Here is a 16,571-nt window from a genome sequence, read left to right as displayed (position 1 = left end):
TGAGCTGCCGGAAGGCGTCGAGATGGTGATGCCGGGCGACAACGTGAAGATGGTTGTCACCCTGATCAACCCGGTGGCAATGGACGAAGGCTTGCGCTTCGCAATCCGCGAAGGTGGCCGTACCGTCGGCGCCGGCGTGGTCGCAAAGATCGTCGCTTAATAAGCCTGTAGCGCCAGCAGTACTGCTGTTGGCGGCGCGGATGGCGGGCCGGGTACCTCGGTCCGCCTTCGCTGTCTAAGGTGGTATGTAATAGTCAAGTTTTACGCCAGTAGCTCAATTGGCAGAGCAGCGGTCTCCAAAACCGCAGGTTGGGGGTTCGAGTCCCTCCTGGCGTGCCATTTGCAACTCTCTATCCAGTGACCTTGGTCGCACCAGCTACAAGAGTCGGATGAACAGCAAGATCGAACATTCCAAGCCCGCCGCGTCTTCTGGTGGCGATATCGTCAAGTACGTCGGCGCTGCGCTGTTGGTGCTGGCTGGTTTGTTTGTCTGGTTCTGGTTTGCCGATCAGCCGCGTGCTGCCCAGCTGGGCGCATGGGCCGGTCAGTGGCGTGCGCTGGCAGTGGTTTTGGGTCTGGTGGCCGGTGGTGCGGTGTTCATGCTGACCACGAAGGGTCGTCAGACAATCGAATTCCTTTCTGAATCCCGTTTCGAGCTGCGCAAGGTTGTGTGGCCGACCCGCCAGGAAGCTATCCGCATGACGTGGGTGGTGGTTGTGGTGGTGATCGTGTTGAGCCTGTTGTTGGGTGGCTTCGACTTCGTGATCCAGAAGCTGACCCAGTGGTTCCTGGGTCGTTAAGGAGATATCTGTGAAGCGTTGGTACGTCGTTCACGCCTATTCAGGTTTTGAGAAGTCGGTTGCGCAGGCATTGCGTGATCGCATTGCGCGTGACGAGATGCAGGAGCTTTTCGGCGACGTGCTGGTCCCCACGGAAGAAGTGGTGGAAATGCGCGCTGGCCAGAAGCGCCGCTCCGAGCGCAAGTTCTTCCCCGGTTACGTGCTGGTACAGATCGAGACCCACGAAGAAGCTGGTATCCCGCGCATCGACAACGAAAGCTGGCACTTGGTGAAGGAAACCCCGAAGGTCATGGGTTTCATTGGTGGCACTGCCGACCGTCCACTGCCGATCCAGGACAGCGAAGCCGCTGCCATCCTGAATCGCGTTCAGGAAGGTGTCGAGAAGCCGCGTCCGAAGGTGCTGTTTGAGCCAGGCCAGATGGTTCGTGTCACCGAAGGTCCGTTCAATGATTTCAACGGCGTTGTCGAAGAAGTCAATTACGAAAAGAGCCGTCTGCGCGTCTCGGTGCTGATCTTTGGTCGCGCCACCCCGGTCGAGCTTGAATTCGGCCAGGTCGAGAAAGCGATCTGATGGCTGCACGCCACCTGTTCAGGTGGCGTCGCAAAAAGCTGCTACAATTTTCGGCTCCCCAATGAGGGAGCAAATCAAGGGCTGCCGCGAGGTGGCCTTTGGTGCGATTTCACAACGCGATGCCGGGACGCGTGATTCCCGGTCCGATGGGGAGCCTGTTGTCGCAAGGCGCTAGCACCCGGAGAGCACTCTAATGGCAAAGAAAGTTGTCGGTTATATCAAGCTGCAGGTAAAGGCCGGTCAGGCCAATCCCTCGCCGCCGGTCGGTCCTGCGCTGGGTCAGCGTGGCCTGAACATCATGGAATTCTGCAAGGCGTTCAACGCTGCCACGCAGAAGCTGGAACCGGGTCTGCCGGTGCCGGTGATCATCACGGCCTATTCGGACCGTACGTTCACCTTCATCACCAAGAGCACCCCGGCGACCACGCTGCTGAAGAAGGCCGCTGGCATTTCTTCGGGCTCGAAGAAGCCGAACACCGACAAGGTGGGCAAGGTTACTCGCGCGCAGCTGGAAGAAATCTGCAAGGCAAAGGAGCCGGATCTGACGGCTGCCAGCCTTGACGCCGCCGTGCGTACGATCGCGGGTTCTGCCCGTTCCATGGGCCTGGTGGTAGAGGGTTAATCTGATGGCACAGACCAAGCGTGAGAAGGCCATCAAGGCCGCTATCGTCCCGGGCAAGGCATATGCCTTCGAGGACGCAATCAACATCCTGAAGACCGCCACCAAGGCCAAGTTCGTCGAGTCGATCGACGTGGCCGTGCGTCTGGGCGTGGATGCCAAGAAGTCCGACCAGCAGGTTCGCGGTTCCACCGTGCTGCCCGCCGGTACCGGCAAGTCGGTCCGCGTTGCCGTGTTCGCTCCGGCCGGTGCCAAGGCTGATGAAGCCCTGGCCGCTGGCGCCGAAGCCGTCGGCATGGACGATCTGGCTGAGAAGATGCAGGCCGGCGATCTGAACTATGACGTCGTCATTGCTACCCCGGACGCGATGCGCGTTGTCGGTAAGCTGGGCACCCTGCTGGGCCCGCGTGGCTTGATGCCGAACCCGAAGGTCGGCACCGTTTCGGCCAACCCGGGCGAAGCCGTCAAGAATGCCAAGTCGGGTCAGGTGCGTTACCGCACCGACAAGGCAGGCATCATCCACTGCACCATCGGCAAGGCCAGCTTCGAAAACGGCGCGCTGCAGTCGAACCTGCAGGCACTGCTGGTTGACCTGATCAAGGCCAAGCCGGCCACCTCGAAGGGCCTGTACCTGCAGAAGGTGTCGGTCAGCTCGACGATGGGCCCGGGCGTGACTGTTGACCAGTCCTCGCTGACCCTGAAGTAATTGTTTGAAGCGGCCTCGGTACCCTTTGGTGCCGGGGCCGTCATTTTGAAGGCGTCGCGCAGGGTGACCTGCGTGGAGCCGTCAAAGACCGCAGGCGCGGTCAGCGCATACCGGCGACGGGCATGGAAGCTCGATTTGGCAAGGAGTCGCCGCCGGCACAGCGAGATCGCTTAATCGATTCGTTCTCGGATCACCCTGCGTAGATGGTGCCGCCCTTCTGGATTTTTCTGGTTCACGTACGTCCGGGTTTGCCCGGGTTTGCACTCCAGCTCTAGAACGGCCACCACCGGAACATCACCCGATGTTCCCGGCGTCCAGGACGGATGCCGCCCAGGACCGCACACGGCTAGGAGCCGTAAGCGGAATATGTTTGAAGCAGGGTGTTGAGGTTCGGCCAGGGAGGCCTGCAGCAGTGGCATTGCCGCTCTTGCCAATCCCGGGTCCCGAATTCCCAATCCCAGCTTAAACGGAGGAGTGCAATGGCTCTCAATCTGTCCCAGAAGCAAGAAGTAGTCGCCGAGCTGGCAGACGTCGCCGCCAAGGCCCACTCCTTGATCGCAGCCGAATACGCTGGCACCACGGTCGCTCAGATGACCGCGATGCGTAAGCAGGCCCGCGAAACCGGTGTTTTCTTGAAGGTTGTCAAGAACACGCTGGCCTCGCGCGCCGTTGAAGGCACCGATTTCGCAGTTGCAAAAGACCAGATGGTTGGTCCGCTGCTGTATGCGTTTTCGCTTGAGGAGCCCGGCGCAGCCGGTCGCCTGATCAAGGACGCCGCCAAGGGTAACGACAAGCTGAAGGCGAAGGTCGTGGCAATCGGCGGGGAAGTTTTCCCGGCCAGCCACGTCGACGTGCTGGCATCGTTGCCGACCCGTGATCAGGCCCTGGCCATGTTGGCCCGCGTCCTGACCGAGCCGGTCACCATGTTCGCCCGCGCCGTCAAGGCTATCGGTGAGAAGCAGGAAGGTGGCGCAGCGGAAGCTGCAGCGCCGGCCGCTGAAGCTGAAGCCGTCTAAGTTCGACGTCTCCGTGGTTCCGCACGGAACCTCAATCCAGAATATTTTCAAAAGGTAATCAAAATGTCCCTTACCAACGATCAGATCGTCGACGCAATCGCCGAAAAGTCCCTGATGGAAGTGATGGAGCTGGTCAAGGCCATCGAAGAGAAGTTCGGCGTGTCGGCTGCTGCCCCGGTTGCAGTTGCTGCTGCTGGCCCGGTTGCTGCTGTTGAAGAGCAGACCGAATTCAACGTCATCCTGAAGGATGCCGGCGCGAAGAAGGTCGAAGTGATTAAGGCCGTCCGCGCCATCACCGGCCTGGGCCTGAAGGAAGCGAAGGACCTGGCTGAAGCCGGCGGCGTCGTGAAGGAAGGCGCTTCGAAGGAAGACGCCGACAAGTTCAAGAAGGAACTGGAAGCCGCCGGCGCGACCGTCGAGCTGAAGTAATCAGTTCTTGCATCGTCATCGATTCACGGCGATGCAGCCAAGGCTGGGGGCGTAAAGCCCCCGGCCTTTGGTCGTTTCAAACCGTTGTAATGCCGGGCGTGCCTGGCAGGCAATAGAAAGACCAACGTGGCAAGTGTCAGGCGCTGCGCTCCAGACGATGGGGTGACCCGCAGCCGATACAAGCGAGTTGGCAGTTGGAAGTAGCAATAGAAGGCGTGCTGGTGCCGGCAATACCAGCGACTTCCAACTGACAATTTCAAGATTTCCTTACGGGTCGTGGACGCACGGCTCGCACAACAAGGTGGAAGACCTCATGACGTCCTATTCGTACACCGAAAAAAAGCGCATCCGCAAAGATTTCGGCAAGCAGCGCTCGATCCTCGAGGTGCCGTTCCTGCTCGCGATCCAGGTTGATTCGTACCGCGAATTCCTGCAGGAAAACATCGACCCGGCCAAGCGCTCCGACCACGGCCTGCATGCTGCGCTGAAGTCGGTGTTCCCGATTTCCAGCTACAGCGGCAATGCTGCCCTGGAATACGTCGGCTACAAGCTGGGCGATCCGGTGTTTGACGAGCGCGAGTGCCGCCAGCGTGGCATGAGCTACGGCGCGCCGCTGCGCGTCACCGTGCGTCTGGTCATCTACGACCGTGAATCGTCGACCAAGGCGATCAAGTACGTGAAGGAGCAGGAGGTCTATCTGGGCGAAATCCCGTTGATGACCGACAACGGCACCTTCATCGTCAACGGTACCGAGCGCGTCATCGTGTCGCAGCTGCACCGTTCGCCGGGCGTGTTCTTCGACCACGACCGTGGCAAGACCCACAGCTCGGGCAAGCTGCTGTACAGCGCCCGCATCATTCCGTACCGCGGTTCCTGGCTGGACTTCGAGTTCGACCCGAAGGACGCACTGTTCACCCGTATCGACCGCCGCCGCAAGTTGCCGGTGTCGGTGCTGCTGCGTGCGCTGGGCTACAACAACGAAGAGATGCTGGCCGAGTTCTTCGAGGTCAACACCTTCCACATCAACCCGGACGAAGGCGTGCAGCTGGAGCTGGTGCCGGAGCGTCTGCGTGGCGAAACGCTGAACTTCGACCTGGCTGACGGCGACAAGGTCATCGTGGAAGCCGGCAAGCGCATCACCGCGCGCCACATCAAGCAGCTGCAGGCCTCGGGCATCGCTGCCTTGGCCGTGCCGGACGACTACATCGTCGGCCGCATCCTGTCGCACGACGTGGTTGATGCCAACACCGGTGAACTGCTGGCCCAGGCCAACGACGAAATCAGCGACGAGCAGCTGCAGAACTTCCGCAAGGCGGGCGTTGATGCAGTGGGCACGCTGTGGGTGAACGATCTGGATCGTGGCCCGTACCTGTCCAACACCCTGCGCATCGATGGCACCAAGACCCAGCTCGAAGCGCTGGTCGAAATCTATCGCATGATGCGTCCGGGCGAGCCGCCGACCAAGGACGCTGCGCAGAACCTGTTCCACAACCTGTTCTTCACCTTCGAGCGCTACGACCTGTCCACGGTTGGCCGCATGAAGTTCAACCGTCGTGTCGGCCGCAAGGAAGTCACCGGTGAGTCGGTGCTGTACGACCGCAAGTACTTCGGCGAGCGCAACGACGAGGAATCCAAGCGCCTGGTCGCCGCACACGGCGAAGGTTCGGACATCCTGGACGTGATCAAGGTGCTGACCGAGATCCGCAACGGTCGCGGCGTGGTCGATGACATCGATCACCTGGGCAACCGTCGCGTGCGTTCGGTCGGTGAAATGGCCGAGAACGTGTTCCGCGTGGGCCTGGTCCGCGTCGAGCGCGCGGTCAAGGAGCGCCTGTCGATGGCCGAGTCGGAAGGCTTGACCCCGCAGGAGCTGATCAACGCCAAGCCGGTGGCTGCCGCGATCAAGGAATTCTTCGGTTCCTCGCAGCTGTCGCAGTTCATGGATCAGAACAACCCGCTGTCGGAAGTGACGCACAAGCGTCGCGTCTCGGCGTTGGGCCCGGGCGGCCTGACCCGCGAACGCGCTGGCTTCGAAGTCCGCGACGTGCACCCGACCCATTACGGCCGCGTCTGCACCATTGAAACGCCGGAAGGCCCGAACATCGGCCTGATCAACTCGCTGGCCGTGTTCGCGCGTACCAACAAGTACGGCTTCCTGGAAACTCCGTACCGCAAGGTGCATGACGGCAAGGTCTCCGACGAAGTCGAGTTCCTGTCGGCCATCGAAGAGAACGAGTACGTCATCGCCCAGGCCAACGCCCTGACTGATGCCAAGAACATGCTCACCGAGCAGTTCGTACCGTGCCGCTTCCAGGGTGAGTCGCTGCTCAAGCCGCCGGCAGAAGTCCACTTCATGGACGTCTCGCCGATGCAGACCGTGTCGGTCGCCGCCGCGCTGGTTCCGTTCCTGGAGCACGATGACGCAAACCGTGCACTGATGGGCGCCAACATGCAGCGCCAGGCCGTGCCGACCCTGCGTGCGCAGAAGCCGCTGGTGGGTACCGGTATCGAACGCGCCGTGGCCCGTGACTCGGGTGTGACCGTGAACGCCCTGCGTGGTGGCCAGATCGTGCAGATCGACGCCGGCCGCATCGTGGTCAAGGCCAACGAGAACGAGATCACCGATCCGGCAGATGCCGGCGTGGATATCTACAACCTGATCAAGTACACCCGTTCGAACCAGAACACCTGCATCAACCAGCGTCCGCTGGTGAACGTGGGTGACGTGATCGCGCGCGGCGACGTGCTGGCCGATGGCCCGTCCACCGACATCGGTGAGCTGGCGCTGGGTCAGAACATGCTGATCGCCTTCATGCCGTGGAACGGCTACAACTTCGAAGACTCCATCCTGCTGTCCGAGCGTGTGGTCGAGGAAGATCGTTACACCACGATCCACATCGAAGAACTGACCTGCGTTGCGCGTGACACCAAGTTGGGGCCGGAGGAAATTTCCGCCGACATCCCGAACGTGTCCGAGCAGGCGCTGAACCGTCTGGACGAATCCGGCGTGGTGTACATCGGTGCGGAAGTGCGTGCCGGCGACATCATGGTTGGCAAGGTCACGCCGAAGGGCGAGAGCCAGCTGACCCCGGAAGAGAAGCTGCTGCGCGCCATCTTCGGCGAGAAGGCTTCGGACGTTAAGGACAGCTCGCTGCGCGTTCCGCCGGGCATGGACGGCACCGTCATCGACGTGCAGGTCTTCACCCGCGACGGCATCGAGAAGGACAAGCGCGCACGCCAGATCGAAGAAAACGAGATCAAGCGCGTCAAGAAGGACTTCGACGACCAGTTCCGCATCCTGGAAGGCGCCATCTACGCACGTCTGCGTTCGCAGCTCGTGGGCAAGGTTGCCAACGGCGGCGCCAGTCTGAAGAAGGGTGACGTGATCACCGATGCGTTCCTGGACGGCCTGAAGAAGTCCGACTGGTTCACCCTGCGCATGAAGGACGATGACGCGTCCGACGCCATCGAACGTGCCCAGATGCAGATCCAGGCACACGAGAAGGAATTCGAGCGTCGCTTCGCCGACAAGCGCGGCAAGATCACCCAGGGCGACGATCTGGCACCGGGCGTGCTGAAGATGGTCAAGGTGTTCCTGGCCGTGAAGCGTCGCATCCAGCCGGGTGACAAGATGGCAGGCCGCCACGGTAACAAGGGTGTGGTCTCCAACGTGGTGCCGGTCGAAGACATGCCGTACATGGCTGACGGCAACACCGTGGACATCTGCTTGAATCCGCTGGGCGTGCCGTCGCGTATGAACATCGGCCAGATTCTGGAAGTGCATTTGGGCTGGGCCGCAAAGGGCCTGGGCAAGCGCATCCAGGGCATGCTGGAACAGCAGCGTGCGGTCAGCGAACTGCGTGAGTTCCTGGGCAAGATCTACAACCATGACTCGGCCATCTCCGAGCAGCGCGTGGACCTGTCCCAGTTCAGCGACGAAGAGCTGCTGAACCTGGCCAAGAACCTGACCGACGGCGTGCCGATGGCAACCCCGGTGTTCGATGGCGCGGCGGAAGAGGAAATCCGCGAAATGCTGAATCTGGCCTACCCGGATGAAGCACCGGAAACCGCTCGCCTGGGCTTCAACGCCAGCAAGACGCAGATGCAGCTGTATGACGGCCGCACCGGCGAAGCCTTCGACCGCAAGACCACGGTCGGCTACATGCATTACCTGAAGTTGAACCACCTGGTCGACGACAAGATGCATGCCCGTTCGACCGGTCCGTACTCGCTCGTTACCCAGCAGCCGCTGGGTGGTAAGGCGCAGTTCGGTGGTCAGCGCTTCGGTGAAATGGAAGTCTGGGCACTGGAAGCCTACGGCGCGGCCTACACCCTGCAGGAAATGCTGACGGTGAAGTCCGATGACGTACAGGGCCGTAACCAGATGTACAAGAACATCGTCGACGGTGAACACGAGATGGTTGCGGGCATGCCGGAATCCTTCAACGTTTTGGTGAAGGAAATCCGCTCGCTGGCCATCAACATGGAACTGGAAGGCGGTTGATTGCGCAGGCGCAGCTGGAGTTATTCAGCACCGCCGCCAGCACTGACTGACAGCCCATCGACACAGATTTCCTCCTTTCGGAGAACACCATGAAAGACCTGCTCAACCTCTTCAACCAGCAGCGCCAGACGCTGGACTTCGACGCGATCAAGATCGCGCTGGCCTCGCCGGACCTGATCCGTTCGTGGTCCTTCGGCGAAGTGAAGAAGCCGGAAACCATCAACTACCGTACCTTCAAGCCGGAACGTGACGGCCTGTTCTGCGCCGCCATCTTCGGACCGGTCAAGGACTACGAGTGCCTGTGCGGCAAGTACAAGCGCATGAAGCACCGCGGCGTCGTCTGCGAAAAGTGCGGCACTGAAGTCACCCTGGCCAAGGTGCGCCGCGAGCGCATGGGCCACATCGACCTGGCATCGCCGGTCGCGCACATCTGGTTCCTCAAGTCGCTGCCGTCGCGCATCGGCCTGATGCTGGACATGACCCTGCGTGACATCGAGCGCGTGCTGTACTTCGAAGCCTACGTGGTGACCGAGCCGGGCCTGACCGCCCTGGAGCGCCGCCAGCTGCTGACCGAAGAACAGTACCTGCAGGCCCGTCAGGAGCACGGCGACGACTTCGACGCCGCCATGGGCGCCGAGGCCGTGTACGAACTGCTGCGCACCATCGACCTGCAGGCCGAAATGGTCCGCCTGCGCGAGGAAATCGCCTCGACCGGTTCGGAAACCAAGCTCAAGCGTCTGACCAAGCGCATCAAGCTGGTCGAAGCCTTCCTCGAGTCGGGCAACCGCCCGGAGTGGATGGTGATGACCGTGCTGCCGGTGCTGCCGCCGGACCTGCGTCCGCTGGTGCCGCTGGACGGTGGCCGCTTCGCGACCTCGGATCTGAACGATCTGTACCGCCGCGTTATCAACCGTAACAACCGTCTGCGCCGCCTGCTGGAGCTCAACGCTCCGGACATCATCGTGCGCAACGAAAAGCGCATGCTGCAGGAATCGGTTGACGCCCTGCTGGACAACGGCCGTCGTGGCCGTGCGATCACCGGCACCAACAAGCGCCCGCTCAAGTCGCTGGCCGACATGATCAAGGGTAAGCAGGGTCGCTTCCGTCAGAACCTGCTGGGCAAGCGCGTCGATTACTCGGGCCGTTCGGTGATCACCGTGGGTCCGTACCTGAAGCTGCACCAGTGCGGCCTGCCGAAGAAGATGGCGCTTGAGCTGTTCAAGCCGTTCGTGTTCGCCAAGCTGCAGCGTCGTGGCCTGGCTACCACCATCAAGGCTGCCAAGAAGCTGGTCGAGCGCGAAGAAGGCGAAGTCTGGGACGTCCTGGAAGAAGTCATCCGCGAACATCCGGTGCTGCTGAACCGTGCGCCGACCCTGCACCGTCTGGGCATCCAGGCGTTCGAACCGCTGTTGATCGAAGGCAAGGCCATCCAGCTGCATCCGCTGGTGTGTACCGCATTCAACGCCGACTTCGACGGTGACCAGATGGCCGTCCACGTGCCGCTCTCGCTGGAAGCCCAGCTGGAAGCGCGTGCGCTGATGATGTCCACCAACAACATCCTGTCGCCGGCCAACGGCGAGCCGATCATCGTGCCGTCGCAGGACGTGGTGTTGGGCCTGTACTACATGGCGCGCTCGCTGGTGAACAAGCAGGGCGAGGGCATGGTGTTCGCGAACACCGACGAAGTGAAGCGTGCCTACGACAACCGTCTGGTTGAGCTGCACGCCCGCGTCAAGGTGCGCATCGTGCAGGTCGAGCGTGACGAAGACGGCAACAAGGTCAAGAAGACCTCGATCGTCGACACCACCGTCGGCCGTGCGCTGCTGAGCGAGATCATGCCGGAAGGCCTGCCGTTCGAGCTGTGCAACACCGAGATGACCAAGAAGAACATCTCGCGCCTGATCAACCAGAGCTACCGTCTGCTGGGTCTGAAGGACACCGTGGTGTTCGCCGACAAGCTGATGTACACCGGCTATGCCTACGCAACCCGCGCTGGCGTGTCGATCGGCATCGACGACATGCTGATCCCGGACGAGAAGAAGGGCATCCTCGGCGAAGCCGAAGCCGAAGTGCTGGAAATCCAGGAGCAGTACCAGTCCGGTCTGGTCACCGCTGGCGAGCGCTACAACAAGGTGGTCGACATCTGGTCGCGTACCAATGAGCGCATCGCCAAGGCGATGATGGAAACCATCGGTACCGAGAAGGTCGTGGGCAGCGACGGTGAGATGGTCGACCAGAAGTCGATGAACTCGCTGTACATCATGGCCGACTCCGGTGCGCGTGGTAGCCAGGCGCAGATCCGTCAGCTGGCCGGTATGCGTGGCCTGATGGCGCGTCCGGACGGCTCGATCATCGAGACGCCCATCAAGGCGAACTTCCGCGAAGGCCTGAACGTGCAGGAGTACTTCAACTCCACCCACGGTGCCCGTAAGGGTCTGGCCGATACCGCGTTGAAGACGGCGAACTCGGGTTACCTGACCCGTCGTCTGGTCGACGTGGCACAGGACGTGGTGATCACCGAGGTCGATTGCGGCACCTCCGAGGGCCTGACCATGATTCCGATCGTGGAAGGCGGCGACGTGGTTGAGCCGTTGAAGGACCGCGTGCTGGGCCGCGTCGTGGCCGAGGACGTGTTCCTGCCGGGCAACGACGAAGATCCGATCGTGACCCGCAACACCGTGCTCGACGAGCAGTGGGTGAACAAGCTGGAAGAAGCCGGCGTGCAGACCATCAAGGTCCGCTCGACCATCACCTGCGCCTCGTCCTTCGGTGTCTGCAGCCTGTGCTACGGCCGCGATCTGGCCCGTGGCCACATCGTCAACATCGGTGAAGCGGTCGGCGTCATCGCCGCACAGTCGATCGGTGAGCCGGGTACCCAGCTGACCATGCGTACGTTCCACATCGGTGGTGCGGCATCGCGTGCGGCTGCGGTCGACAACATCACCGTCAAGACCACCGGTTCGGTGAAGTTCTCCAACCTGAAGCACGTCGAGCAGACCAGCGGTTCGCTGGTTGCGGTCTCGCGTTCGGGTGAAATCTCCGTGCTCGACCCGCATGGCCGTGAGCGTGAGCGCTACAAGCTGCCGTACGGTGCCAGCATCGGCGTCAAGGACGGTGCGGAAATCAAGGCTGGCCAGACCGTGGCCAACTGGGACCCGCATAACCACCCGATCGTGTCGGAAGTGGCTGGTTTCGTGCGCTTCATCGACTTCATCGATGGCGTGACCGTGATCGAGAAGACCGATGAACTGACCGGTCTGGCCTCGCGCGAAATCACCGATCCGAAGCGTCGTGGCTCGCAGGCCAAGGATCTGCGTCCGCTGGTCCGCATCGTCGATGGCAAGGGCAATGACCTGACCATCCCGGGCACCGACCTGCCGGCACAGTACCTGCTGCCGCCGCGCTCGATCGTCAACCTGCAGGATGGCGCGCCGGTAGGCGTGGGCGACGTGGTTGCCAAGATCCCGCAGGAAGCCTCGAAGACCCGCGACATCACCGGTGGTCTGCCGCGCGTTGCCGACTTGTTCGAAGCCCGCAAGCCGAAGGACCCGGCGATCCTGGCCGAGCGTTCGGGTATCATCAGCTTCGGCAAGGACACCAAGGGCAAGCAGCGCCTGATCATCAAGGATACTGATGGTTCGGAGCACGAAGAGCTGATTCCGAAGTACCGCCAGATCATCGTGTTCGAAGGTGAGCACGTGACCCGCGGTGAAACCGTGGTGGACGGCGAGCCGAGCCCGCAGGACATCCTGCGCCTGAAGGGCGTGGAAGAACTGGCCCGCTACCTGGTCAAGGAAATCCAGGACGTTTACCGCCTGCAGGGCGTGAAGATCAACGACAAGCACATTGAAGTGATCTCGCGCCAGATGCTGCGCAAGGTGGAAATCGTCGACCAGGGCAGCAGCAAGTTCCTCAATGGCGAGCAGGCCGAGCGCCAGCGCGTGATCGAGGAGAATGCCAAGCTGATCGCCCGCAACGAGCTGCCGGCACGTTTCGAGCCGGTGCTGCTGGGTATCACCAAGGCATCGCTGGCCACCGAGTCGTTCATCTCGGCGGCTTCGTTCCAGGAAACCACCCGCGTGCTGACCGAGGCTGCCGTGCGCGGTACCTCCGATGGCCTGCGCGGCCTGAAGGAAAACGTGATCGTCGGCCGCCTGATTCCGGCGGGTACCGGCCTTGCGTACCACGCCCAGCGCCGTCGTAACGCGTCGGGTCTGACCGATTCGGAAATCGCAACCCTGGCCGGTCCGGCCGTGGTCGCTGAACCGGCGGTGGTGGCACCGGAAGCTGAACCGGCGACTGGTGAAGAGTAAGTAGTTTGATCCGCCGGTCCGTTCGCGGACCGGCAGTTCGACCTGAACGGGGAATATGGAGATACCCCTGTAACGGCTCTGGATCAGGGCTGGCTTGGCATGGGCCTGTTTGACTGGGCTCTTGACAAGTTGCTACAATCGTCTGTCTCAGCAGGCCAAAATTTTGGCCTGCTTTACAATTTCCGCATCCTGGCCGTTTTTTGGCGGCCCCAATCAGAAGAACCTACTGATGGCGACGATCAACCAGCTGGTACGCAAGCCGCGTCAAGCTACCACCTACAAGAGTGCCTCGCCGGCGCTCGACAAGTGCCCGCAGCGCCGTGGCGTCTGCACGCGCGTGTACACCACCACTCCGAAGAAGCCGAACTCGGCTCTGCGCAAGGTTGCAAAGGTTCGCCTGACCAACCAGGAAGAAGTGATTTCCTACATCGGTGGTGAAGGCCACAACCTGCAGGAGCACTCCGTGGTCCTGATCCGCGGCGGTCGCGTCAAGGATCTGCCGGGTGTGCGTTACCACACCGTCCGTGGCTCGCTCGATGCCGCCGGCGTCGCCAAGCGTCGTCAGGCGCGTTCGAAGTACGGCGCAAAGCGTCCGAAGGCCTGAGGAATAAGACATGTCACGTAAAGGTAATACTCCCCAGCGTTCGGTCCTGCCGGATCCGAAGCACAAGAGCGAAACCATTGCCCGCTTCATCAACATGGTCATGTTGAGCGGCAAGAAGTCCGTTGCTGAAAAGATCGTCTATGGCGCCATGGACGTGATCAGCGAAAAGAACCCGAACGCAATCGAGCTGGTGCAGAAGGCACTGGACAACGTTGCTCCGGGCGTGGAAGTGAAGTCGCGTCGCGTCGGTGGTGCCACCTATCAGGTGCCGGTCGAAGTGCGCGCTTCGCGCAAGATGGCCCTGGCCATGCGTTGGCTGATCGACTCGGCGCGTAAGCGCGGCGAGAACACCATGCCGCGCAAGCTGGCTGCTGAACTGCTGGACGCTTCGGAAAACCGTGGCGGCGCCATCAAGAAGCGCGAAGAAACCCACCGTATGGCGGAAGCGAACAAGGCCTTCGCTCACTACCGCTGGTGAGTTGTGGGGGCCTTGGAAACAGGGCCCCTGGCACCCATGTGGTGCTGCTTGTAGCGCTTTGAGCGCTGCTTAAATCCGAAGGCCGCCGCAAGGCGGCGTTCGGCCATCCGAATTCCAAGAAATTGAGAGGCTCCCGTGGCCCGCACCACTCCTATCGAGCGTTACCGTAACTTCGGCATCATGGCCCACATCGATGCCGGCAAGACCACCACGTCCGAGCGCATCCTGTTCTACACCGGCAAAAGCCACAAGCTCGGTGAAGTGCATGATGGCGCCGCCACCATGGACTGGATGGAGCAGGAGCAGGAACGTGGCATCACGATCCAGTCCGCTGCTACCACCGCGTTCTGGAAGGGCATGGACAAGTCCCTGCCGGAGCACCGTTTCAACATCATCGACACCCCCGGGCACGTTGACTTCACTATCGAAGTCGAACGCTCCCTGCGCGTGCTCGACGGTGCGGTGTTCGTGCTGTGTGCCGTTGGTGGCGTGCAGCCGCAGTCCGAGACCGTGTGGCGCCAGGCCAACAAGTACCAGGTCCCGCGCATCGCGTTCGTCAACAAGATGGACCGTACCGGTGCCAACTTCCTGAAGGTCCGTGACCAGCTGAAGGCCAAGCTCGGCGCCGTCGCCGTGCCGATGCAGCTGCCGATCGGTGCCGAAGAAGGCTTCAAGGGCGTGGTCGATCTGCTCAAGATGAAGGCCATCCATTGGGATGAGGCTTCGCAGGGCATGAAGTTCGAGTACGGCGAAATCCCGGCTGATCTGCAGGCGGCGGCTGAAGAAGCCCGCACCTTCATGATCGAAACCGCGGCTGAAGCCAGCGAAGAGCTGATGGAAAAGTACCTGGGCGGCGAAGAGCTGAACGAGGCCGAGATCATCCAGGCCCTGCGTACCCGTACGCTGGCCGTGGAAATCGTGCCGATGTTCTGTGGTTCGGCGTTCAAGAACAAGGGCGTGCAGGCCATGCTGGACGGCGTGATCCAGTTGCTGCCGTCGCCGGTTGACGTGCCTGACGTGAAGGGCACCGACGTCGACGACGACTCCATCGAGATGACCCGCAAGTCGGACGACAAGGCTCCGTTCTCGTCGCTGGCGTTCAAGATCATCACCGATCCGTTCGTTGGCGCGCTGACCTTCTTCCGTGTCTACTCGGGCACCCTGAACGGTGGCGACACCGTGCTGAACTCGGTGAAGAACAAGAAAGAGCGTATCGGCCGCATCCTGCAGATGCACTCGAACAACCGCGAGGAAATCAAGGAAGTTCTGGCTGGTGACATCGCCGCTGCCGTGGGCCTGAAGGACACCACCACCGGTGACACGCTGTGCTCGCTCGAAGCACCGATCGTGCTTGAGCGCATGGTGTTCCCGGAGCCGGTGATCTCGATGGCTGTCGAGCCGAAGACCAAGTCGGACCAGGAAAAGATGGGTCTGGCACTGGGCCGTCTGGCACAGGAAGATCCGTCGTTCCGCGTCAAGACCGACGAAGAATCCGGCCAGACCATCATCTCCGGCATGGGCGAGCTGCACCTGGACATCATCGTTGACCGCCTCAAGCGCGAGTTCAACGTTGAAGCCAACGTCGGCAAGCCGCAGGTGGCCTACCGCGAAACCATCCAGCAGGCTGACGTCAAGTCGGATTACAAGCACGCCAAGCAGTCCGGTGGTAAGGGTCAGTACGGTCACGTCGTGATCGAGCTGTCGCCGATCACCGCTGAAGACCGTGCCGATCCGAAGCTGGCTGCCGCCATCAAGGATGACTTCCTGTTCATCAACGACATCACCGGCGGCGTGATCCCGAAGGAATTCATTCCTTCCGTGGAAAAGGGCCTGCGCGAAACCATCACCAGTGGTCCGCTGGCTGGCTTCCCGGTGGTGGACGTCAAGGTCAAGCTGGTGTTCGGCTCGTACCATGACGTTGACTCCTCGGAAATGGCGTTCAAGCTCGCCTCGTCGATGGCCTTCAAGCAGGGCTTCGCCAAGGCCAAGCCGGTTCTGCTGGAGCCGATCATGAAGGTCGAGATCGTGACCCCGGAAGACTACCAGGGTGACGTGATGGGCGACGTAAGCCGCCGTCGTGGCGTTCTGCAGGGTTCGGGCACCACCGGTGACGGCTCGGCCAGCATCATCAATGCGATGATCCCGCTGGGCGAAATGTTCGGTTACGCCACCGCGCTGCGTTCGCAGACCCAGGGTCGCGCAACCTTCACGATGGAATTCGACCATTACGAGCCGGCGCCGAACAACATCGCCGAAACCGTCATCAAGAAGGGCTGAGTCTCAGACTCAGCCTCTCCTTCCAAGTTATAGATAATCAAGGAACAACAATGTCCAAGAGCAAGTTCGAGCGCACCAAGCCGCACGTCAACGTCGGCACCATCGGCCACGTCGACCATGGCAAGACCACCCTGACCGCAGCGCTGACCAAGATCGGTGCAGAGCGCTTCGGTGGCGAGTTCAAGGATTACTCCTCGATCGATGCCGCGCCGGAAGAAAAGGCACGTGGCATCACGATCTCGACCGCGCACGTT

At 61.5% G+C, this 16,571-nt stretch carries 13 protein-coding genes and 1 tRNA gene; all 14 read left to right on the top strand.

What is annotated here, in order from left to right; all coding sequences use genetic code 11:
- Positions 1–160: EF-Tu C-terminal domain-related protein (locus tag ACVOMF_RS17575; RefSeq protein ID WP_481510398.1), on the top strand; the 160-nt coding region annotated here is incomplete at its 5' end.
- Between the two features lie 103 nt (positions 161–263).
- Positions 264–339 (top strand) — tRNA-Trp (locus ACVOMF_RS17570).
- A 50-nt stretch (positions 340–389) separates the two neighbouring features.
- Positions 390–800, top strand: coding sequence for a preprotein translocase subunit SecE (secE, locus tag ACVOMF_RS17565; protein ID WP_296253959.1), 411 nt, complete (start codon positions 390–392; stop codon positions 798–800).
- A gap of 10 nt (positions 801–810) precedes the next feature.
- Positions 811–1,371, top strand: coding sequence for a transcription termination/antitermination protein NusG (gene nusG, locus ACVOMF_RS17560; RefSeq protein ID WP_057630031.1), 561 nt, complete (start codon positions 811–813; stop codon positions 1,369–1,371).
- Between the two features lie 193 nt (positions 1,372–1,564).
- On the top strand, positions 1,565–1,993 hold the full coding sequence (gene rplK, locus ACVOMF_RS17555) for a 50S ribosomal protein L11 (RefSeq protein ID WP_057630030.1): 429 nt from the start codon (positions 1,565–1,567) through the stop codon (positions 1,991–1,993).
- Between the two features lie 4 nt (positions 1,994–1,997).
- Positions 1,998–2,696 (top strand): 50S ribosomal protein L1, encoded by a 699-nt coding sequence (gene rplA / locus ACVOMF_RS17550; protein ID WP_303749023.1) that lies wholly within the window; start codon positions 1,998–2,000, stop codon positions 2,694–2,696.
- Positions 2,697–3,175: 479 nt separating this feature from the next.
- Complete coding sequence (rplJ, locus tag ACVOMF_RS17545) at positions 3,176–3,712, top strand: 50S ribosomal protein L10 (RefSeq protein WP_296253869.1); 537 nt, start codon at positions 3,176–3,178, stop codon at positions 3,710–3,712.
- Positions 3,713–3,775: 63 nt separating this feature from the next.
- On the top strand, positions 3,776–4,141 hold the full coding sequence (gene rplL, locus ACVOMF_RS17540) for a 50S ribosomal protein L7/L12 (RefSeq protein WP_282270680.1): 366 nt from the start codon (positions 3,776–3,778) through the stop codon (positions 4,139–4,141).
- Between the two features lie 313 nt (positions 4,142–4,454).
- A complete protein-coding gene (gene rpoB, locus ACVOMF_RS17535; protein WP_282270678.1) occupies positions 4,455–8,645 on the top strand; it encodes a DNA-directed RNA polymerase subunit beta in 4,191 nt (1,396 codons plus the stop codon).
- Positions 8,646–8,734: 89 nt separating this feature from the next.
- Complete coding sequence (gene rpoC, locus ACVOMF_RS17530) at positions 8,735–12,958, top strand: DNA-directed RNA polymerase subunit beta' (protein ID WP_481510397.1); 4,224 nt, start codon at positions 8,735–8,737, stop codon at positions 12,956–12,958.
- A 229-nt stretch (positions 12,959–13,187) separates the two neighbouring features.
- A complete protein-coding gene (gene rpsL / locus ACVOMF_RS17525) occupies positions 13,188–13,562 on the top strand; it encodes a 30S ribosomal protein S12 (protein ID WP_004145320.1) in 375 nt (124 codons plus the stop codon).
- Positions 13,563–13,572: 10 nt separating this feature from the next.
- On the top strand, positions 13,573–14,040 hold the full coding sequence (rpsG, locus tag ACVOMF_RS17520) for a 30S ribosomal protein S7 (RefSeq protein ID WP_057630019.1): 468 nt from the start codon (positions 13,573–13,575) through the stop codon (positions 14,038–14,040).
- Between the two features lie 135 nt (positions 14,041–14,175).
- Complete coding sequence (gene fusA, locus ACVOMF_RS17515) at positions 14,176–16,317, top strand: elongation factor G (protein WP_481510396.1); 2,142 nt, start codon at positions 14,176–14,178, stop codon at positions 16,315–16,317.
- 50 nt (positions 16,318–16,367) lie between these two features.
- Positions 16,368–16,571, top strand: a 204-nt coding sequence (locus ACVOMF_RS17510) for a GTP-binding protein (protein ID WP_481510395.1), incomplete at its 3' end; no start/stop codon positions are given.

The sequence above is a fragment of the Stenotrophomonas sp. STEN022 genome (assembly GCF_056760155.1).
This window is presented reverse-complemented; position numbering and strand designations above follow the sequence as displayed.